At 57.6% G+C, this 20,254-nt stretch carries 18 protein-coding genes and 1 pseudogene; 9 read left to right on the top strand and 10 right to left on the bottom strand.

All coding sequences use genetic code 11. The features are described from left to right. Positions 1-8: 8 nt before the first annotated feature. On the top strand, positions 9-998 hold the full coding sequence (locus ACNAZS_RS06825; RefSeq protein ID WP_415787537.1) for a Bug family tripartite tricarboxylate transporter substrate binding protein: 990 nt from the start codon (positions 9-11) through the stop codon (positions 996-998). 17 nt (positions 999-1,015) lie between these two features. Further along, positions 1,016-1,828, top strand: coding sequence for an amidohydrolase family protein (locus ACNAZS_RS06820; RefSeq protein ID WP_415787535.1), 813 nt, complete (start codon positions 1,016-1,018; stop codon positions 1,826-1,828). Positions 1,829-1,892: 64 nt separating this feature from the next. Here ACNAZS_RS06820 and ACNAZS_RS06815 read toward each other — a convergent pair whose 3' ends face one another. Together ACNAZS_RS06815 and ACNAZS_RS06810 are read right to left on the bottom strand one after the other, a co-directional pair. Next, the gene (locus ACNAZS_RS06815; protein ID WP_415788844.1) at positions 1,893-2,402 is read right to left on the bottom strand and encodes a hypothetical protein; all 510 of its coding nucleotides are present in this window, start codon (positions 2,400-2,402) and stop codon (positions 1,893-1,895) included. Between the two features lie 123 nt (positions 2,403-2,525). After that, positions 2,526-3,653 carry a zinc-binding dehydrogenase gene (locus tag ACNAZS_RS06810; RefSeq protein WP_415787533.1) on the bottom strand — a complete coding sequence of 376 codons (1,128 nt, stop codon included), beginning with the start codon at positions 3,651-3,653 and terminating at the stop codon, positions 2,526-2,528. 190 nt (positions 3,654-3,843) lie between these two features. On the opposite strand from ACNAZS_RS06810, the gene ACNAZS_RS06805 reads away from it, so the two are divergent. Together ACNAZS_RS06805 and ACNAZS_RS06800 are read left to right on the top strand one after the other, a co-directional pair. Continuing rightward, complete coding sequence (locus tag ACNAZS_RS06805; RefSeq protein WP_415787531.1) at positions 3,844-5,673, top strand: ATP-binding response regulator; 1,830 nt, start codon at positions 3,844-3,846, stop codon at positions 5,671-5,673. Further along, a complete protein-coding gene (locus ACNAZS_RS06800) occupies positions 5,670-6,311 on the top strand; it encodes a response regulator (protein ID WP_415787529.1) in 642 nt (213 codons plus the stop codon). The genes ACNAZS_RS06805 and ACNAZS_RS06800 overlap by 4 nt, the downstream gene beginning before the upstream one ends. On the opposite strand, the gene ACNAZS_RS06795 is transcribed toward ACNAZS_RS06800, so the two are convergent. The 4 genes from ACNAZS_RS06795 to ACNAZS_RS06780 form a co-directional block, all read right to left on the bottom strand. Further along, on the bottom strand, positions 6,250-8,433 hold the full coding sequence (locus ACNAZS_RS06795; protein ID WP_415787527.1) for a peptidase domain-containing ABC transporter: 2,184 nt from the start codon (positions 8,431-8,433) through the stop codon (positions 6,250-6,252). The genes ACNAZS_RS06800 and ACNAZS_RS06795 overlap by 62 nt on opposite strands. Then, positions 8,430-9,707 (bottom strand): HlyD family secretion protein, encoded by a 1,278-nt coding sequence (locus ACNAZS_RS06790; RefSeq protein ID WP_415787525.1) that lies wholly within the window; start codon positions 9,705-9,707, stop codon positions 8,430-8,432. The genes ACNAZS_RS06795 and ACNAZS_RS06790 overlap by 4 nt, the downstream gene beginning before the upstream one ends. A gap of 118 nt (positions 9,708-9,825) precedes the next feature. Beyond that, entirely contained in the window at positions 9,826-10,008 is a 183-nt protein-coding gene (locus ACNAZS_RS06785) for a hypothetical protein (protein WP_415787523.1), read from the bottom strand. A 343-nt stretch (positions 10,009-10,351) separates the two neighbouring features. Further along, positions 10,352-11,272: a helix-turn-helix transcriptional regulator gene (locus ACNAZS_RS06780; protein WP_415787521.1), complete on the bottom strand. Its 921-nt coding sequence runs from the start codon at positions 11,270-11,272 to the stop codon at positions 10,352-10,354. 96 nt (positions 11,273-11,368) lie between these two features. On the opposite strand from ACNAZS_RS06780, the gene ACNAZS_RS06775 reads away from it, so the two are divergent. After that, complete coding sequence (locus ACNAZS_RS06775; RefSeq protein WP_415787519.1) at positions 11,369-12,118, top strand: SDR family oxidoreductase; 750 nt, start codon at positions 11,369-11,371, stop codon at positions 12,116-12,118. Positions 12,119-12,331: 213 nt separating this feature from the next. On the opposite strand, the gene ACNAZS_RS06770 is transcribed toward ACNAZS_RS06775, so the two are convergent. Then, on the bottom strand, positions 12,332-13,225 hold the full coding sequence (locus ACNAZS_RS06770; protein WP_415787517.1) for a DMT family transporter: 894 nt from the start codon (positions 13,223-13,225) through the stop codon (positions 12,332-12,334). 140 nt (positions 13,226-13,365) lie between these two features. Here ACNAZS_RS06770 and ACNAZS_RS06765 point away from each other — a divergent pair, with 140 nt between their 5' ends. Next, on the top strand, positions 13,366-14,157 hold the full coding sequence (locus tag ACNAZS_RS06765) for a helix-turn-helix domain-containing protein (RefSeq protein WP_415787515.1): 792 nt from the start codon (positions 13,366-13,368) through the stop codon (positions 14,155-14,157). A 266-nt stretch (positions 14,158-14,423) separates the two neighbouring features. Beyond that, the gene (locus ACNAZS_RS06760; RefSeq protein WP_415787513.1) at positions 14,424-15,818 is read left to right on the top strand and encodes an HdeD family acid-resistance protein; all 1,395 of its coding nucleotides are present in this window, start codon (positions 14,424-14,426) and stop codon (positions 15,816-15,818) included. 41 nt (positions 15,819-15,859) lie between these two features. On the opposite strand, the pseudogene ACNAZS_RS06755 reads toward ACNAZS_RS06760, so the two are convergent. Continuing rightward, positions 15,860-15,984, bottom strand: a pseudogene (locus ACNAZS_RS06755) (hypothetical protein); the annotation flags it as partial. Position 15,985: 1 nt separating this feature from the next. Further along, the coding region (locus ACNAZS_RS06750; protein WP_415787511.1) for a LysR family transcriptional regulator at positions 15,986-16,795 on the bottom strand (810 nt) is incomplete at its 3' end. 107 nt (positions 16,796-16,902) lie between these two features. Here ACNAZS_RS06750 and ACNAZS_RS06745 point away from each other — a divergent pair. After that, on the top strand, positions 16,903-17,904 hold the full coding sequence (locus ACNAZS_RS06745; RefSeq protein ID WP_415787509.1) for a Bug family tripartite tricarboxylate transporter substrate binding protein: 1,002 nt from the start codon (positions 16,903-16,905) through the stop codon (positions 17,902-17,904). Positions 17,905-17,921: 17 nt separating this feature from the next. Next, entirely contained in the window at positions 17,922-19,199 is a 1,278-nt protein-coding gene (locus ACNAZS_RS06740) for an amidase (RefSeq protein WP_415787508.1), read from the top strand. Positions 19,200-19,221: 22 nt separating this feature from the next. Here the strand turns inward: ACNAZS_RS06740 and ACNAZS_RS06735 are convergent, their stop codons facing one another. After that, complete coding sequence (locus ACNAZS_RS06735; protein ID WP_415787506.1) at positions 19,222-20,145, bottom strand: LysR family transcriptional regulator; 924 nt, start codon at positions 20,143-20,145, stop codon at positions 19,222-19,224. Between the last annotated feature and the right edge of the window lie 109 nt (positions 20,146-20,254).

Below are 20,254 nucleotides of genomic sequence, written 5' to 3'. Positions count from 1 at the left end.
AGACTGACATGCGCAGTTCCATTGCGCCATCGCGCCGTGCCATGTGCCGCCTGCTGGGTGGCCTGCTGGTGATGGCTTGCGTCGCAAGCCCCCCGCACGCCGCGCCCTCGTACCCAGGGGACCGGCCCATCCGCTTCATCGTGCCTTTCGGGGTAGGCGGTCTGGCTGATATTTCGCTGCGCCTGGTCGCGCAAAAAATGAGCGAGCACTTCGGCGAGAAAATCATCGTCGAAAACCGGCCGGGCGCCGGTGGTATCGTCGCGGCCAGCGCAGTGCTGAACGCACCACCCGACGGTTACACGCTGGCCGTGTTTGCCAATGGCACGGCGATCAGCAAGTCGCTGTTCAAACTGCCTTTCGATCCCGAAAAAGATTTCGCACCCATCTCAACCGTTGCCTACTTCGACCTACTGCTGCTAACCAACCCCAAGGGCAAAATCGGGAGCGTGGCCGACTTGCTGGCCGAAGGCAAGCGGCGCCAGTTGATACTGGGTACCATCAATCCCGGCAGTACCCAGAACCTGTCGGCCGAGCTGTTCCGCTCGACCGCCGGGCTCAATGCCATCATCGTTCCGTTTCGGACCACGGCCGATGTCATGTCGGCACTGGTCCGCGGCGACATCGATGTGGCCTTCGAATCCTATGCCGCGCTGAAGGGGCCCATCGATGCCGGCACGGTGCAGCCTATTGCGGCGACCGGGGACAAGCGTTCTTCTTGGCTACCTCAAGTGCCCACCGTTAAGGAAAGCGGGCTACCCGACTACGACGTCACGGGATGGAACGCGCTGTTCGCGCCTGCTGGCACGCCGCCCGAGGTGATCCAGCTCCTGAACCGCCAGTTGGCCGAAGTGCTGCAACTGCCTGACCTGCGCCAGCGCTTCGAGAACCTGGGTACCGAGGCCCGAAGCAGCACACCTGAAGAGATGGGCGCCATCCTGCACCGCGACGTCGGCAAATGGGCCGCCGTTATCAAACAAGCGGGCATTCAACCCCAATAAGCAACACGGAGCATTTCATGGCATTGACGACTCATCCGGAACACGGCCTGCTTATCGACACGCATGTGCATGTATTCACACAAGATATGCCGCTGATCCCCGATCCCCGCCATCGTCCTGACTACAGTTTCACGGGGCAGCAACTGATAGACGTCATGGATACGAATGGCGTGCGCTTTGCGGTGGTGGCCGCGGCTAGCCCCTGGGGCGACTACAACGACTACATCATCGAGACGCTGCGACGCTATCCGCGCTTGCGTGGCACAGTCATCCTACAGCCCTCGGTGGAACGCATTGTGCTCGACGAGATGGACCGCGACGGCGTGGTGGGCGTGCGGTTACCTTTCATCAGCATGACAGAATTGCCCGACCTGGACAGTTGGGACTACCGAAAATTCCTGCGTCGCCTGGTCGACCTGGACTGGCACGTCCATGTGCACATTGATGGGCCGCGGCTGCCACGGGTATTGCCTCTGCTGGAACGTTCTGGCGTGAAGATCGTGATCGACCACATCGGCCGTCCAGACCCGGTTGCCGGCATTGACAGCGACGGGTTCAAAGCCATGGTGAAATCAGTAGAAAAAGGCCGCACTTGGGTCAAGCTGTCGGGCGCCTACCGCCTGGGAGAAAACGCCCGCGCCTGCGCACAAGAACTATGCCGGCGCGTGGGATACGAGAAGATGGTGTGGGCCAGCGATTGCCCATTTGTGGGCGGAGAACAAGATATTGATTATCCCGCTGCAATTCAGTGGTTGAACGAAACCATCACCAATGAGGCTGACCGGCGGCGGGTGTTTGGAGAGAATGCGTTGGAGTTATATTTTTCGTAGCGCATTCGTCTCATTTTTAAGCGTTGTGGATTCAAACGCTCACTGCAACATAGTATCCAGCGCTTTAGCTGGGTTTGCGGAAGTCGTTTTCGACCCAAGCCGTGGCTGTACCAAGAGTGAATTTGAAATTCGGAGCGACAGTCACCTCGGCGATCGTGTCGCCGTATTCACCCACGGCGCTAAGCACCGCGAAGGGCTCGTCTTCGTCGGGGACGACATCCAGCTTGACCGTGAGTGTGGCTTCCGACGTGGCCACTTTGACGCTCTTGTGTAGTTGCGCGTGCAGCTGTTGCTCGTGCCGGCGAATAACCTCGGATGCCGTCTTGATCAGGGTGCGAAAGGCGGAGGGATCCAATGGCTTGGGGTTCTTTTTGTCCCGTCCCATGGTCCAGGGGCCCACCAGCGCTGGCTCGGACTCGCCCTCGCGGGTCATCTCGACGGCCCAGCCGTCGTCGTCTTCGTTCTTGATGACGCGTGCGGTCCAGCCGTCGTCGCGCCACAAGCGTGGCTCGTGGATGCTGTCGTCCGTAGTGTCTTCGCCATCGTGCTCAAGGGCGGGTGCGTCTTGGTGTATGCCCACAGTGGGTGCTCCGTGTTGCGATGCCAGCCATCCGGGCTGGATACTGGATATTTATCCACTATTATCGCAGGGAATGCGAGCGACGATGGCTCGTAACATCACTACTCCAACACGTCGTCAACCCGGTGCAATTCGGATCAGGGTTTTCTCTCCGGTAGCCATTCTCGAGCAACTCTTGATCGCTTCGAGCGTCAACACCTGTTGCAGCGAAATTTCTTTGGTGTAATGGCTGGCAAACGTACTGGTCAGTTCGTCGGAGACCCGCTGCTGAAGCTGCTGTGTCCGTTGAGGCCCAAGACGTTGCAGGAACGGAAAGACCAACCAACCGCCGACGCCCCAGGCCATCCCGAAGCTGCGCTCAATTTCGACAGGTGCTGGATTCAGGCCACCATACAGGTACACCTGTTTATGGATGTCAGTGCCATAACGGCTATAAACATGCCCAGGCTGGCGCAACAAGGCTGCCTCCATCGCGGCAAGAATCTGCCCAGCAAGTCGGCCGCCGCCAATCGCATCGAAAGCCAACGTCGCGCCAGTCGCTGCAATCGCGTCGACGAGGTTTGCCGTAAAGTCGGGAACACTGCTGTCCACCACCTGTAGCGCCCCCTGCTCTCTCAACAAAGTTGCATGCTCAGGTTTGCGCACGATGTTCACCAGAGGCACGCCATCTTTTAAGCAAATGCGGTTGAGCATCTGACCTAGATTGGATGCGCCAACGGTATGTACCAGCGCACGGTGGCCCTCAGTGCGCATGGTCTCGACCATGCCCAGTGCCGTGAGCGGATTGATAAAACTTGACGCGCCTTGGGTTGCTGTCGCGCCGGCGGGCAAGGGTAAACATTGCTTGACCGACACTGCGCGATATTCAGCGTACATCGCACCACCGTACAGCGCGACCCTTTTACCCAGCAGCGCCTGAGCTTCAGCCGCATCCCCGGCGGCAATCACGGTACCCGCGCCCTCGTTGCCCACGGGCATCGCGGTGCCCACCCTGGCTGTCCCGGCCGCCATCGCGCCGGCGGACAGCGGCGCGGTGATGACGGGTCGCTCGACACTGCCGGACTGGCTCGCCCGAGTCATATCGGCGCCCGCCAAAAGCAAGCCCATGTCTGAAGGATTCAGCGGAGAGGCTTCCATGTGCACAAGCACTTCGTCGGAAGCAGTGATCGTTGGCATCGGCACCTCAACCAGCGATAGCTCCAACGTGGCATCTGGCCGAACAAGGGAACGTAATTGCAGGGGCATACGACCTCCGGAGGGATTATTTAGGAGAGTCTATCCGGTTAGCGATTCGGTGCAAAGGCTGAAGAACGGCAGGCTGAAGACAGCGCCATAGGGATCAGCAAATCCCGGTGTCACAATCGAGCTAAAATCGGCAAGCGTTTCGAACCGCCCGCCTCCACAGGCGGGCCCCCTGAACGAAACTTCCTCTCAAGTGCTGTCCACCATCGACACGCCCTCTCCGTCCGTCCCGTCGTCAGGCTCATCGTACGCCGCGCGCATCCATCGGGTGCAGGTCGACGCGCTGCGGCAAAGCTTTCCGTTTGCCCTGGCGGGATCACTCATCTGCGCCTGCTTTGCCGCATACGCGCTACTTGAGGTGCTGCCCCGACAAGAAATCGCTCTGTGGATCACCTTCACACTAGTCATCGGCGTCTTGCGACTGGTCGCCATGCTCGCGTACGACCGCCACCGCACAGATCCGCTAGCGTCCCGGCTCTGGGTTCGCCGTATGCTGATTGGCAATCTGTGTTCGGGCATGATGTGGGGGCTGCCCTTCGCCTACTGGACGTTCTTCGTTCCACTGGAATATCAGCTCTTTTTCATCGTCATCCTGTTCGGGCTGGGTACGGGCGCCATCTACTCGAACTATATGTTGCTGCCGGTCATGTACGCGTTCGAAATACCGGCTTTCGCACCGATGTTCATCGCGTTGGCGGCGCAGCCGTCCGCCATCCACTTGACGCTAGTGACGGGCGGCCTCGCGTATTTGATCGCGACCCTGGCGTTTATTCATCGCATGAATCGCACCCATCTCGACGCCTTGCGATTAGGTTATGAAAACCTGGCGCTACTGGATCAAGTACGCCAAGAGAAAACCGCTGCTGAGCGCAGCGACCTAGAAAAATCCCGCTTTCTGGCCGCCGCCAGCCACGATCTGCGGCAGCCCGTGCACGCAGTCAACCTGTTCCTGGGCCTGCTGACGAACGAACGTATGTCCCAGCACGGACGCTACCTCGTCGACAATATCGCTAGCGCGATTTCGGCAATGGGCCTTTTGTTCGACGCCCTACTGAACCTGTCGAGGCTGGATGCGGGTGTCATCAAACCTCGCTTTCAGACGTTCCCATTGAGACCGCTGTTGGATCAATTGCGGGCCGAATATGCACCGCAGGCCAACGAGAATGGCATACAACTACGCGTGCGAGCGTGTCGGACCAGCATCCGGTCAGATCCTATGCTGCTGGAGCGCATCCTGCGCAATTTCATCAGCAATGCCATCACGCATACGGCTAACGGACGCGTCCTGATCGGTTGTCGCCGCGTCGCGGACCAATTGCGCATTGAAGTCTGGGACAACGGCCCCGGCATCCCGGCAGACGAGCAAGACCGGGTCTTCTGGGAATTCCATCAACTCGACAATCCCGAGCGTGACCGCAGCAAGGGCCTGGGCTTGGGCCTGGCCATCGTGCGCCGAACCGCCCGACTGCTTGGGCACGAACTTTCACTGCGCTCCAAAGTGGGGCACGGCGCCGTCTTTACGGTGATCGTTCCTGTCGCGGATTTCGTGGTCCCCCACGCGTCCGTCGCCGAGCCAGATCCCACTCCACCGGCGCCCCCTGCCTCCGAAGACGGTCTACGTGGAAAGCTGGCGCTGCTGGTAGACGACGATGCACAGAACCTCGCGGGCCTCTCCATGCTATTTGAAAGCTGGGGTTGTCGAGTCATTGCCGCCACCAGCGGTAATGCGCTGTTCGAGCGCGTGTTGCCACTCGCCGAGCCCCCATCCTTGATGGTCAGCGATTACCGACTGCGCGACCATGAGACCGGCATCCACGTCATCGAACGCCTGCGAGAGGAATACAACGATCCCGACTTACCCGCGCTACTCATCAGCGGTGACACCGACCCCGCGCGACTGGCTGAGGCCGCTGCCCGCGGCATCTTTCTACTGCATAAACCGGTGCAGGTTCAAGCCCTGCGCGATCATGTGATAAACATGCTACGCGCCACACACCCTAATCCCGTCGGAGATACCGAATGACGGCCGCGTTATTGATTGACGATCATGCGATGTTCCGCGAGGCGCTAGGCATGGCGCTGATCAGCGTCATGCCGAATCTGACACTTCATCCCGCAGCCAGTGGCCAAGAAGCGCTTGACGTGCTAGACCAGCATACAACGATCCAGCACGCCATCATGGATCTCTACCTGCCCGACATGTCAGGGGTCGATCTGCTCAAACGCCTACGTCAACGTCGAGGACAACTGCGTGTCTTGGTACTGTCTGCTTCACAGGATCCCGAAGACAAGCGTCGTGCGATGGAAGCGGGTGCGCTGGGCTTTCTCAACAAATCCGCGAGTTGCCAAGACCTGGCTGCCGCATTGCTCGCCGTCAGCGACGCACCTCTTCAGCCCTATCGCAGTGGACCCGCGACCACGCCGCGCGCCGGTGGATCAGATGACGCCGTGTTGCTATCGGCACTCACGCCACGCCAAAACGACGTCTTGCGCCTGATGTGCGACGGGTTGCGCAACAAGGAAATCTCGGAGCAGTTGAACATGACGGAAAAAACCGTCAAGACACACGTATCCGCTATCCTGGCAACCTTGGGCGTGCTCAATCGTACGCAGGCGACATTAGTGGCTCGGCGTGGGGGAGTGTTCGGGAAGCCGGTGTAGATGCGGTCACCCGGCTGCTGTCGCTGGCAACCTTACCCGCCACCAACGAGATTTCACGCCCGGCCGCCGCGATCGTGTCGGGACGATGGGCCACGATCACGCGCGTCATGTGAAGCTTGGCAATCGCCGTGTTAACCACCCGTTCTCGTGCAATATCCAGATGGCTCGTCGCCTCGTCCAGAAACAGGATAGCCGGCTGCTTATACAGCGAACGCGCTAACAGCACGCGCTGTTTCTGGCCGCCAGAAAGCACCGTGCCCATATCGCCGACCAGCGTGTTGTAGCCCATCGGCATGGCGCTAATGTCGTCGTGAATTGCGGCAATCTCCGCACACCGACTGGCGCGCTCGGGATCGTATTGTGGATCGAAGAAGCTGATGTTCTCGGCGATAGATCCCGCAAACAACACGTCATCCTGCAGCACGGTACCCGCAATCCGGCGCAAAGCCGCTGCCCCCGCGCCTCTTGCCGGGACACCGTCGACTAAAACCTCGCCGTCAGTCGGTGCCAGAAAACCCAACAGGATGCTGATCAAGGTGGTCTTGCCGCTTCCCGAGGGCCCCGTGATCGCGACAGACTCGCCCGGCTCGATTTTGAAGCTGACACCATCCAGCACATAGGGCTCCTGCGGACTATATCGGAAACGCAGGTTGCGAACCTCGATCACTGGTGAATGCGTCGGAGGGCGGCCCGTGGTCGACATCTCGCCTGTGGGCTCCGGTGGCTCGCGCACGATATCGGCCAGACGTTCACCCTGTAGCCTCAGCATCTGCACTTCCACGAGCTTGTCTAATAGGGCCGCGATGCGTTGGCCAAACAAGGTGTTGTAGACGATGAAGGCCAGCAGTGCGCCCACCGTAAACTGGCCGTCCAGTACGAGCCTTGCTCCCAGCCAAAGAATAGCGATCGAGGACAGGCCGAACAGCAAACCATCAAACACGCGAAAAAACAGCGTCCACTTCTGCACACGCAGATCCGCATTGATCTCGTTCACCAAGAGCGACAGCCACCGAGAGCGTCGATCATCCTGATGCTGGAACAGCTTGATCGTCTTGACGCCCCGCACCGTTTCCAGGAAATGCGACTGTTCTTTAGCGGCATGCACGATGTGTTCCTCAGTCGCATGCCGCAGCGACGTATAGCAGGCCCAACGCGCCAACCCGTATAGCGCCATCGCGCCCAGCGCGATCCATGTCAGCGACGGGCTGTACAGGAACATCAACACCAACGTGATCAACATGACCAACCCGTCCAGCATCGCCTCCAGGAACGACGTCGTGACAGTGCGTTCAATCGTATCGATCGCGCCGAACCGCGACACTACGTCCCCCAGATGTCGTTTTTCAAAATAGCTGATGGGCAGACGCAGCAGGTGCGTAAATACATTGGCGCGCCACTGCAGATTCAGCGTCGTCCCCATGACCATCAGCATCCAGCCGCGCGCTACCGAGGTCAGTTGTTTCATCACCATCAACAGCCCGAAAGCCAGTGCCAATGTGGTCAAGAGATCTCGGTCGCCAGTATTCAGCACATGGTCCACGACCCACTGCAGAAAGAACGGCTGAACCACGGTCAGGATCTCTAGCGCCAACGCCAGCAACAACACTTGCGAGACTGCCCCGCCCAGGCCCGAAACGCGCCCCGTCAGTTCGCGCAGCCGCACGGGCTTGTTCTCGCGAACCTCCACGAAATCCGGCGTCGGCCACAGTTCCAGCGCGACGCCGGTGAACGAAGATGACAGCTCACTAATAGAGCATTTGCGTGTACCGGACGCCGGATCGATAACGGTAGCCGAACGCGCGCTGACCGACGTCAGCACCACGAAGTGATTGAACTCCCAATGCAGGATGCAAGGCAACTTCAGATTGTTCAAGGCATCCAGGCTGACCTTGACGGGCCGTGACGCCAGGCCCAGCTGGCTGGCCACATGGATCAGCGTCGCCAGCGTTGCCCCTTTCAGCGACACCGGGAAACGCCCGCGCAAGGCCGCCAGAGTCTGGTGGTGACCGTAGAACCCCGCGATCATGCCCACGCAGGCCAAGCCACATTCGGCCGTTTCGGTCTGCAAGAGCCGGGGCACTCGCCGCTTGCCCCCCAACATCAGGCGATCAAGCATGATCAAAGCTTCTCTGAAAGCCGGTATGCGGGATCAAATGCCCACTGATACAAGCGGCGCGTTTGCTGAAGCAAATCCGCCTCTAACCGCATCCCGGGACGCAGCGCCAACGCCTGCCCTTGAAGTCCCCGGGCCGGTGTGGCCAGCGACACGGTGATCCGGTACACCGCCTCTTGATCAGAGTCGCCCGCCGCGGCATCGTTTAATTCCCTTGGTGGCAAGGCACTGCGGGTCACCGTCTGAACCACACCCGCCTGCTGCCCGAAGGTCTGATAGGGATATGCCGCAAAACGAATCAACACGCGGTCCCCAGGCGCCACAAAGCCCACCGCCCGGCTCGGGGCAAACAACTCAGCCAATAGCTTGGCATCGGCCGGCACGATGGTCGCCAGCGGTCGCCGGCTGTCCACGGCCTGCCCCACGTCGGCGGTCACGGCGGTCACGACACCCGCCTGAGGCGCAGTCACCACGACGCGACGCTTGGCTTCGCTTTGTGTCAGCTCGACCACGACATCGGCGAGATCGCGATCCAGTTGCGCCAACTGATTCTGCTGGCGCAGCGCCAGGTCGGCCAACGAGGTCTGCCGATTAGACAGATCCATCTCGATGCCGATGCGATCCCGTAGCAACACCTGCAGATCATTGCGCTGCTGCAAAAGCTCCGCGCGCTTCTCGTCGACCTTTGCAGATGACAGAAAACCCTCACCCATCAATTTACTAAACCGTTGAACACTGGCCTCAGCCAATTTGATACGACTGCGTTGATCCTCAACCTGGCTACTGATGGCCGTCAGCTGTGCCTTCAGACCGGTGATGGCGACCGCTTGGTTGTTGTGCTCACTTTGCTGCAACAACACGGTCTTGTCGCGCACCTGCCGCAGACTGTCCCGACGCTGCCGGATCTGCGCACTGATGGCTTCCTGTGTATCGCCCAGCGTGCTCTGCTGATCCCCGGATACCACGTAAAGCATATCGCCCGCGTTAACATGCTCGCCCTCGAGTACATAACGTTCCAGCACGATCCCGCTTTGCGGGACGTAGAGTTTGAGCAACCCGGTATCCGGCATTAATTGGCCATTGACCGTCGCGCGCTTGGTGTAAGTGCCCAGCGCCAAGAACACACACACAGCCAGCACAAAACCCGCCAACACTGTCGTGACAAGCGCGAACGACACCGGTCGAATCAGGACGATATTTCCCAATCCGACGGAACGTTGCGCGGCAAGCGCCTCTTTGCGATAGAGCGACACGGCGTCAAGACCTGAAGACAGTTGAGGCAAGCATGGAAAGCCCCGGGAAAGGAAAAAAACCGCGGCGAACGGCGCCGCCACGGCTCAAGCTTTTTCGCCGGTGTGGCAAAAGCTGCGGCATAGGTGAAAACCAAGCCGCCCTAGGGGATCAGGCAGAAAAAACCGATTTCCCGCTACCAAGCGTAGAACGGCTACGTGCCGATGACAGCGAGGCACCCAACGATCTCTTTGAACCCACGCCGCCACTGACAGCCTTGATTTCTTCCAGGCTCAACGGCACGATCTGGCCCTTAGCTTCATCCTTCTGCGGGAAAGATTCCTTTTTTTTCATATCAATCTCCTATTGCTTGCTGACGGAAGAAGCCGCGCCAGCCTCGGCAGAGCATCAACGAACGAACAGCTCCCATCTGCATTGCCATACAGATGGGAACACCGTGGCGCAACCGCTGACTGGCTCAGGGGCGACAATAGCAGCCACCTATTACATGCGCATCGGTCTTTAGTCGTAGAAAACAGTAACGATCTCAAAAAAGAGGTGCAGTTGAACAGGAGGCGATTGTGGTGCGATCGCACCAGCCGACAACCGTTTGCGCAGCAGGCTGACAACAGCGGCGAGTCTCTTCCGTTCGAATAAGACTGCAAACTGAGGTCGCTATCGCTCATGGAGCAGTCAACTAAGCAGCGTCCCGTGCGCGTGCATTCTGTTGAGTTTTGACATATTGGCCAGGCGGCATGCCGGCGTACCGAGTGAAGGCTACTGTGAAAGTGCTCGACGAACTATATCCGACTAGCGCCGCGACCTCGGCAATCGTCTTTTCCCGCTGAAGATAATCTCTTGCCAGTGCCATCCGCCACGACAGCAAGTAGTCCATTGGCGTGGCACCCACGGCTGAGCTGAATCGCTTAAAAAATGTAGAACGAGATAGCGCCGATGCTTTCGCTAAACGCTCAACGGTCCAGGGCTCGTTTGGGCTTTCATGGATAAGTCGTATTGCGCTTGCTAATCGGCTATCGGTAAGTCCGCGTAGCAATCCCTGCGACGTTACCGCATTGTTCGAAGAGCGTAAGGCTTCTATCAATAGGACCTCTAGCAGACGCTCAAGGACAACTTCTTTCGCAGGTCGCTGCGAGCGCGATTCATCGATGACTAACTGAACCAGCGCAGACAGTCGACAGTCACCCCTAATATGTACCAGTTTCGGCAGCAGCGTCAAAAGCAAAGCGGAGTCTGGTGATGCTAGACGGCAAAATCCAACTAGCGTTCGTACGTCTGCATCGGCCGCGACCAAGCCGCTACGGTGTTCCCCGTTTTCTAGCAATGTAGGTTCCGACTGCCACTCATCGTCGGAAGGGACTTCGTAACTGGTTACCGAGAATTCCGACATCGACGGAATCAATACAAAATCGCCGGCTTCAACGACCAGTTGAGTTCCATCAGCCGTGTAACGCATCCTGCCTTCCATAATGACGCAGCAAAACAATGGCGCATCATCGAATTTGCCGCGCAGGCCCCAGCGTCCTGCACCGGTCACAATTTTCGAATACGCCATCTTTGGCTGGAGGAACGTTACAACGGACGTTAGAGGATCAATCACATCGGACTCTTGCAAACAAAATTAGGACTTTTGATTGTAGATGGTTTGCATTGCACGGACTATTGTCGTGTTTCCCCTGACGTTGTGAGAATTCGCATGAAAACCGTTTTAATCACTGGCTGCTCTTCCGGATTTGGACTGGAAATCGCCAAATACTTTTTAGAGCGTAATTGGAAAGTCATCGCCACAATGCGTACGCCGCGCGAGGATGTTCTGCCCAAATCAGAGCATTTGCGCGTCTTAAAATTGGACGTAACTGATGCAGAGAGCATCCGACATGCAGTCAAGGAAGCCGGGCAGATCGATGTCTTGGTGAACAACGCTGGTGTCGGTATGCTAGGGCCATTCGAAAGTACTTCGATGGATGCGGTACGCGAAGTGTTCGAAACGAATACATTCGGTACGATGTCCATGATTCAGGCATTTCTAGCCCAATTTCGGGCGCGTCGTGCTGGCACTATCGTCAATGTCGCTTCGACCGTAACGCTAAAAGCATTACCCCTGCTTCCCGTCTACACGGCCAGCAAGGCTGCGGTAGTCGCGTTCACGGCGTCCTTGGCGCTAGAACTGCAGGATTTCAACATTCAGGTTGGTGTCGTTCTGCCAGGTATGGCTCCGGAAACTGCTTTTGCCAACAACGCGCATGCAAGAATCGCTCAGACCTTTCCCGAAGATTACGCTGCCGCCATGGACTCAGTGCTCTCCGGATTTCAAAATTACGACGGCTTAGTCACACACTCGACTGATGTCGCAGAAGCTGTCTGGAATGTTGTGCAGGGCGGCACGACTGCATTCCGCGTTCCAGCAGGAGCCGACGCGATTGAATGGTTCAATCAGAGCAAATAGAAGTGTTGGTTGGACAGCAGAAATACGACACACATTTCCGGTTGTATGGCGTACTCCAGCACATCTGCTGATGATCGCCAAGGCTGTGTGAAAACGCACGTTCGTTATGGACTTTCGCCATATCGACCTCTCCGTTCCCCGCAGGATCGATTTTCTTGGACTCGGCAAGGAGAGGGGCAGCGACCTTTAAAACTGTCAGCGAATCGCGTTTTCTCACAGCCTCGGCCGATTGCGAAGGAACGCCAAGCATCCTCCACCAAAGAGGACAAGACATACGCCTATTCCCATGGGCAAGGTAATTGACTCATCGAAGAACAAGGCTCCAAAGACAGACCCGTAGATTATCCAAGCATATCGAATCGGCCCAACTACGCTGGCGTTTGCTTGTCGGAACGCGTTGATATTGCAGCACTGTGCCAATATGGCGACGGGACCGAGCATTAAGAACGCGAACAACCATTGGAACGGAATGGTCTGCCAGCTGGAAATCCCGAGCCATGCAAGAATCATGGACCCGAATAGGTTGACATAGAACAGCACGGTAAGCGCGGCTTCGGTCCTAACCAGAGTCTTGATCATGATGCTTTCAATCGCGATTAGCATTGCGCCTGCAAGTGCAATGAGCGCCGGACCGGTGTATTCCACGTCCCAGTTCGAAAACGCCCCCTGTGCCCCGACAACCGTCATCGCCCCTGCCAGGCTCGCTATCGTCGCGAGCCATTGACGCAGGGGCACATATTCCCGAAGGACAATCAATCCCAATAGCACTGTAAACAGACCATCTAATAGCCCTATCGCGCTAGCTGAGGCGACGGGCATGTTGCCCGCGACGAATACGGCCGCGACACCACCGAATCCCCCGGCTGCAGCTCTGCATGCGTGAAGAAAGGGCTGTGTCGTTGACAGGATGCCGACAATGTCGCGTCGTACGAGCAAAGCCACTACCATTGTCGCGAACCCGCCGACATAGCGCAGCCATATGATCTGAAGCGCAGAAGCTTCAGTGCCGCTGAGCCTGCCGGACACATAGATGAAGGCGAATAATCCGACCCCCGCAAGGGCCCAAAGGACTCCGCTTAGGTTCGAAGCGCCTTGTGATCGTGTCAAGTGATAGTTACGGTTTGGTATAAAGTAATCTCTAACTGGTCTAGCAACGAAGGATGCGGGCAAAGATTACGACACGGACCCAGATTCGCGCTTTCAAAATATTGCGGTTCGCGGCGCGTGACTCACTGGCGGGAGATTCTATGAAGGTCGATTGGATTCCGGGTGCACCCCATACCGTTCGACACACCATTACGTATACAGCCCCCACGATCAGGATTCGCATGGGATGCGGATTCGGCGCAGAATCTTTCAACGGTGAACCACTCAGTCAGACGCTTTGGCCTGCTGGAGCGTTAGAGTGCATCCCGCCCGCAGTGGAGCATTCGCACACCACTGACGTGGATACGGACTGGTTGTCCGTAGCGTTCGACGACATTGAGTGGGAAGATTTCATCGATATCGGTGGCGCTAAAGGCGATTTACTTCGATGCGATGCCGGTCAACGCTATGTGGATTATCAAAATCTTATTCACTGCGTCTATGGCCTTATGGCTGTGGATCCCCAGGATGCTGCGTTCTCCCGACATGCTTTAGGCATCGAGATCGCTAACTATTATCGGTCTATGGTCGCGCCACCATCCCGTGATCGAAATTCAGGCTCCTTGAATTTTTCGACACTTAGGCGACTCGCCGATTTTGTCGAAGATCATTTGCACTCGGGCATAGGACTTGAGCAGATGGCTAATGAGGCGCGGCTAAGCAAGTTTCATTTCACATCCGCATTCCGTCGCGCAACAGGCTCGACGCCTTATCAGTATGTCGTCGACCGTCGCCTTATCCGAGCACAAAAACTGCTTCGCCGCTCAAGAGAGTCCATTACCAACTTGGCCTTGGAGTGCGGGTTCTCCAGTCATGCTCATTTGAGCTCGGCGTTCAAGTCCAAATATGGAATCTCTCCGACGGTATACCGACGACACACAGCATCCCGTTAGTCTCGCGACAGATAGTTTCAGAAAGCTGCTCCGACTCGCTTTTCAACAGGATAGGCCAACAGTAAGCATCGACGCCAACATCGCGCGATTCAATTCTGCGCTGTCTGGGGGGGACACTATCTTCGGAGCGTGCGTTATGCTGATGCTACAGATACAGTATCAACTCAAGTAATGTGCCCTCGTAATGAAGCGCTGCGAAGCCACATTCCGGAAGAGGAGAAGAGCAATGCGACATCCCGTCATGATCCAAATGGAGCAGCACAAAAATGGGTAATCTCGTTCTCTTGTTGCTAGGCGTTGATTCTCTGAAGCACCGAGCTCGAGCACTGGTCGTCATTGGCGCGATATTCCTGCTGGCTGGGGTGGTACTGGTCATCGACGCGTTGGATAACGCACTGTATTTCCCAATCAATTTCTTTGCCGTGTTGTTTGTCATAGATGGTGTGGCGACACTGATCATCGCGCAGTCTGGCGTCGGCGGCCAGCGCGTCCTGCGCTATGCGAAGGGAGGGTTCATGCTGGTCGCCGGAATCCTGATTCTGGCTGGCCATCATCATGGACACTTCGTATTGTCGATGATCTTCGGCCTGCTGTTTCTGGTCGACGGACTGATGCAGTGCATTGCCTCTTATGTTGTACGTTATGAACGCTGGCGCTACGTCTTCGCCTCTGGCGTAGCCGAAGTGTTTTTGGCCATCTTCTTTTTCCAGCCCTATCCCACGCACTATGCCGGCACTGTTCCGTATTTTCTTGGATTGTTCCTGATATTTTCGGGGCTGAAGCTATTATCGTTGGCTCGACGCGCTCAGCGACTTGAGTCTAATCCGGGCCTCACCACTAACGCGCATCCAGATTTCATGCCGACGCGTGCCGACACGACACGACAGACGGTATTCGACGGTCCCCCTCAAGCGTCGGAGCATGCGCTCACCGTCCACGTCTGGACACCCTCCGGTTCGGCCAAAAAAGAAACACGTAATTATCCCCTGGTGGACCGCTACATCGCCGCGGTTGACATAAACGGGGTGGTGTCCACCGGACATGCCGCGCTAGAAGCCCCGGAGGGCATATACGTTAGCCTGTATCCCGCTGCGGAAATCGATCGTTCCCCCGAACAATTCGGAACGCTTTTACGCGCCACGGCCGAAAATAACGTCCCCGGGGTATTCCAGCCGGACTACCCGACTGAATCCAAAACGTGGTGCCCATCGACTGTGCAGGTACGCATCCGCAACTACGATGCGGCAAAACTGCAAGCATTCTGGAACGAATACCGCGAGAACACGACGTATAACCTGACGCACCGCAATTGCTCCAGCTCGGTGTCCGCTGCACTCGAAGCGGCCTTGGACGGTGTGGTGGGACGCCTGCATGGGCCGAATGCCGGTTGGAACGTGTTACTGCGCCTCTTGCTGACCCCAGAACTTTGGGTAGCGTCGCAGATCCGCAAGCGAGCCCTGACGATGGCGTGGACACCGGGCCTGACGTTGGACTATGCGCGCGCACTCAGCATGCTGGCGGACCCGCGCCCCTTCGGTTGGTGGAAAATGTCCCAGGCGGCCATACGACAAATCTCTGAACTACGTGCGGGCTGGCGCAAGCAGGATCGCCAAGCAGTCTCGCGCAATACGCAAGTCGAGTCCGCACAAGAAACGCAATGATCCGGTGCGCAGACACCTGCTCGTGGCTCCCGGCCCACCGGCTAGACCTTCGATGTTGAGGTATCAAACAAGTCGGGGTGCTCGGACGCCCCTGCGAACAGTACCGATAGAAACCGCGGCACCACCGGATTAAGGTTATCGGTTCGCCATGCACAGGACAGCGCCGNCGTCGGCGCTACACAGCCTGCCGGCAACGCCAGTTCTCTCCATTCCAGTCGACCCGTCATATCGCGCATCGCTGAGATGGGTGCCAACGCGGCCCCCATGCCCGCCTCCACTAATGCCAATAGGGTAGGCAGCAAACTGACATGTTGCACATCGGGCTGCACGTTTGCCGAGCCAAGAACTTTTTCCTCCAGTTCATGGAAATAGCGAGCACCCTGGGGCGCATATCCTACCCAGGGCAGGCCCTGCAGAAGATGAATCGGCACGCGGGTGTGCGCGGCCAGCGGATGCCCCAGCGGCAGCACCAGCACCATGGACTCATGGGCAATCACTCGTGACGTCAGATCCGCGCTTTCCATTGAAGCGGACAACCGGAGTATGGCAACGTCCAGACGGCCACTGCGCACATCTTCCGCCAACAAGTCGGAGGTCAGCTGCCGCAGTTCGAGCCCCACCTTTGGAAAGCCTTGCCTGAAAAGCTGCAGTGCTTTGGGTAAAACGCGATAGACCGTGCTGTGGCTAAATCCCAAGCTCAGCAATCCTTCGTCGCCGACAGCACAACGCCTCACCGCGTGCAGGGCAGCTTCGGTGTCGGCCAGCAGCAGGTGGGCCCGCTCTAGCAGCAAGCGTCCTGCGGGCGTGAGGTGGACAGAGCGTGTGGTACGCACGAACAGTGTCGCACCCACGTCCTCTTCGAACTGCCGGATTTGCTGACTGAGGGGTGGCTGGCTGATGTGTAGCCTCTGTGCAGCCCTGCCGAAATGGAGTTCCTCGGCCACCGCGACAAACGCCAGGAGATTGCGAGATAACATGATTATGTCGATATACGTCTCAATTCTGATCAATTTTATATTAGACGTATAAGTGACATGCACGTAGGCTAATGCATGCTTTCCCCAACTCTCACTGTTGCACGACCATGACCTACTCTTTCTGTGCCTCCCGTCGCATTTTCGTGACGTCGGCCACTCTCGCTTTGGCCATTGCTGCTACACCCGCGCGTGCACAAACCACCGCGCCCGATAGCTATCCCAGCAAGCCCATCACCATGGTGGTTCCTTTCGCGGCAGGCAGCGTGACGGATATCCTCGCGCGCATCGTATCGCAACGCCTTGGCGACGCGTTGGGACAGTCCGTCATCGTGGAGAACAAGGCGGGCGCCGACGGCAATATCGGTGCCGCCTACGCGGCGGCAGCGGCACCGGACGGCTACACCTTGATGATGGGCGCAGCCAGTACCAACGCGATCAATCCCAGCCTGCATAAAAATTTGAAGTTCAATGCGCTTAAGGACTTTACGCCCATCACGAATGTCGCGTCCATGCCAAACGTCCTGGTGGTGGGTCCCGACGTGCCCGCGCGCGATGTCAAAGCATTCATCCAGGCGGCGAAAACCGGACAGTACAGTTTCGCGTCCAGTGGCGCCGGCGGCAGCATGCACCTGTCGGGTGAACTGTTCAAAAGCATGGCCCAGATTCCCGACTTTCTGCACATCCCTTACAAAGGCGGCAGCGCGCCAGTCACCGATGTGATGGCGGGTCGTGTCAACGCCATGTTTTGCAACTTGCCGCTATGTTTGCCCCATATCCGGGCCGGCAAGCTCCATGCGCTCGGTGTAACGTCGAGTACCCGTACACCGTTGTTGCCCGATGTGCCCACGATCGCCGAGGCGGGCGTTCCCGGCTATAACGTCATCGGCTGGTTCGGGCTTTTCGTTCCCACTGGGGTGCCGCAGCCCATCGTTGAGCGGCTTAACCACGAGGTCGTGCAGATCCTCCATGACCCCAAGGTAAAAGAGTTGTTGCTGGCTCAAGGCGCCGAGCCAATCGGCAATAGCCCCGAAGATTTCTCGGCCTTTGTGCAAAACGAGCATGACCGTTGGGCGGAGATCATCCGTGAAGCCGGCATCAGCCCTCAATAAATCACGACAACACAATAATGAAATCTCCGAACCAGCTATCGGTGTGGCAAGCACTGCATGCCATGGAAGAAGGCCGTCTCACGAGCGAAGCGCTCACGAGGGCATGCCTGGAACGTATCGAAGAGCGTAACGCGCAAGTCCAGGCCTTCACGGCAGTGGACGCCGAATGGGCGCTGGAGCAGGCGCGAGCTGCGGATCACAACCCTGTCGGGCCGTTACGCGGCATCCCCTTTGCCGTAAAGGACGTACTGGATACCCGGCATCTGGTCACCGCGTACGGCTCTCCCATTTATACCGGGCATCGGCCTCAGGCAGATGCGGCTTGCGTCGCGCGTGTCAAAGAATATGGAGGGCTTATCCTGGGCAAAGTCGCGACGAGCGAGTTCGCGACACAGACGCCGAGCCAGACCCGCAACCCACTCAATTTAGCGCATACCCCAGGGGGATCATCCAGTGGGTCGGCCGCGGCTGTCGCGGACTTCATGGCGCCAGTCGCCTTTGGTACGCAAACCACCGCCTCCACGGTAAGACCCGCGTCGTATTGCGGCATTGTCGGCTACAAACCCACCTATGGTTTTGTGAACGTCGCGGGCCTCAAGCCGTTGAGCCCCTCTCAGGACACTATTTCCATTCTGACCCGCTCGGTAGAGGACGCGGCATGGTGTGGTTTTGGCGTGCACGGTGATCGAGTTCGCGTCGAGGTCATCGAGCGCCCTCGATTGGCCGTCTGTTATTCATCGCAGTGGGATGCGGTGCGGCCCGAGATGGCGCAAGCCATCGAAGATCTGGCGGCAGCGGCCGAGCGTGCGGGAGCATCGTTAAAACGCATCCGTCTTTCCGCAGAAATGGAATCGCTGATTGAGTTGCAAGGACAATTGTTTGCGTTTGAGGCCCGCCAGTCTTTAGCCGACGAGCGACGACATCACGCTGCGCAGTTTAGTGAACGTCTGAAAGCTCGCCTGGCGGGCGGCGAAAACATTGATAGTAAGCAATACCTGTCCATGCGCCAACGTGCGCTGACGGCTCGACACGAAATGGGCGAGCTGTTCGACCATATAGATGCGCTGCTGTATCCGCCTGCTCAGGGTGAGGCCGACGAAGGCATCGCCGACTCAGGGTCTGCGCAGTTCGGCGCGCTATGGAGTCTGATGCACGTGCCTTGTGTGTCCGTGCCCATGGCCAGAGGTCCACGGGGGTTACCGATGGGTGTCCAGGTCATTGGTGCCTACGGGGATGATTTACGTACTTTGCAAGTCGCGGCATTTGTCGAACGTACCGCGTCAATGTTCCATTAACCCCGTCGTTTCGGTCCGCCAACTAGATGTCATCCCAATACGGCGGACTCCCGATTGCATCGAGCAAGAAATCCAGCACGACTCGGACTTTATGCGAGCGCAATCGGTTTTCCGGTGAAATGAGCGAAATATCGATGGGGGTCGGATCCTGCGAAGGGATCCAGTCAGGCATTAGTTTGACCAGTTTCTTGCTATGAAAGCAGGTCTTGTCGAACATCCATGTCGGAAACAGCACGATCCCCCTACCCGCCAACGCCGCCGCGACCAGTACTTCAGCATCGTTGCTTTTCAGCGGTCCATCAACCTGTACGGGATGCGTCGCGTCAGTGTCACGTTGTCGAAAACTCCAGCGCTGCGTACCCAACAATCCTTTGTAGGATAGACAACTGTGATCTCGCAGATCTTCGGGCGTCCTCGGTTTGCCAAATTTTTTGATGTATGACGAACCCGCGCACAGCACATACTTCTGTTCACCAATTCTCCGCGCGATCAAGCCCGAATCGGCCAGTCTGCCTATACGTAGGGTAATGTCGGCGCCTTCTTGGATCGGGTCGATATACGCATCGGTCAACGTGAGTTCGACAGACAGGTCAGGATGTGCCGCCTGCAACCTGTTGACTATCTCCGCAATATGCAACCTGCCCAGCGCCACAGGCACATTCAGGCGAACCAATCCTCGCACGTCTGTCTCTTTCCCCGCGGCTTGCTCGGTGGCGATGTCCAAGGCGTCGAGGACTTCGCGTACCTGCAAGTAATAGCGCTCACCGGCCTCGGTCAGTCGCACCGAACGCGTGTTCCGATAAAACAATTGCTGGCCGACCTCGCGTTCCAGCGCGGAAACGAAGCGCGACACCGATGATGGCTGCACTTGGAAATGCCGCGCTGTACCGACAAAACTGCCGGTCGCGGCGACCATCACAAAATATCGAAGTGCGATTAACTGCATGGTGTGCGGTACCGATTTCACCGGTTGGCCCAGAGATTATCTGGATTGATGTGATTATCGCAATTATGATTTGCTTATTTCTATAATTGTTGTTCTAGCGTATCTCAAT

It is taken from the genome of Bordetella tumulicola, assembly GCF_965138755.1.
Taxonomy (GTDB): domain Bacteria; phylum Pseudomonadota; class Gammaproteobacteria; order Burkholderiales; family Burkholderiaceae_B; genus Bordetella_A; species Bordetella_A tumulicola.
This window is presented reverse-complemented; position numbering and strand designations above follow the sequence as displayed.

What these genes read in the sequence shown, in the direction of transcription:
- ACNAZS_RS06825 (WP_415787537.1), top strand. Translation starts at nt 9, where the DNA reads ATGCGCAGTTCCATTGCGCCATCGCGCCGTGCCATGTGCCGCCTGCTG.
- ACNAZS_RS06820 (WP_415787535.1), top strand. Translation starts at nt 1,016, where the DNA reads ATGGCATTGACGACTCATCCGGAACACGGCCTGCTTATCGACACGCAT.
- ACNAZS_RS06810 (WP_415787533.1), bottom strand. Translation starts at nt 3,653, where the DNA reads ATGCCCCTGCAATTACGTTCCCTTGTTCGGCCAGATGCCACGTTGGAG.
- ACNAZS_RS06800 (WP_415787529.1), top strand. Translation starts at nt 5,670, where the DNA reads ATGACGGCCGCGTTATTGATTGACGATCATGCGATGTTCCGCGAGGCG.
- ACNAZS_RS06785 (WP_415787523.1), bottom strand. Translation starts at nt 10,008, where the DNA reads ATGAAAAAAAAGGAATCTTTCCCGCAGAAGGATGAAGCTAAGGGCCAG.
- ACNAZS_RS06775 (WP_415787519.1), top strand. Translation starts at nt 11,369, where the DNA reads ATGAAAACCGTTTTAATCACTGGCTGCTCTTCCGGATTTGGACTGGAA.
- ACNAZS_RS06765 (WP_415787515.1), top strand. Translation starts at nt 13,366, where the DNA reads ATGAAGGTCGATTGGATTCCGGGTGCACCCCATACCGTTCGACACACC.
- ACNAZS_RS06760 (WP_415787513.1), top strand. Translation starts at nt 14,424, where the DNA reads ATGGGTAATCTCGTTCTCTTGTTGCTAGGCGTTGATTCTCTGAAGCAC.
- ACNAZS_RS06745 (WP_415787509.1), top strand. Translation starts at nt 16,903, where the DNA reads ATGACCTACTCTTTCTGTGCCTCCCGTCGCATTTTCGTGACGTCGGCC.
- ACNAZS_RS06740 (WP_415787508.1), top strand. Translation starts at nt 17,922, where the DNA reads ATGAAATCTCCGAACCAGCTATCGGTGTGGCAAGCACTGCATGCCATG.
- ACNAZS_RS06735 (WP_415787506.1), bottom strand. Translation starts at nt 20,145, where the DNA reads ATGCAGTTAATCGCACTTCGATATTTTGTGATGGTCGCCGCGACCGGC.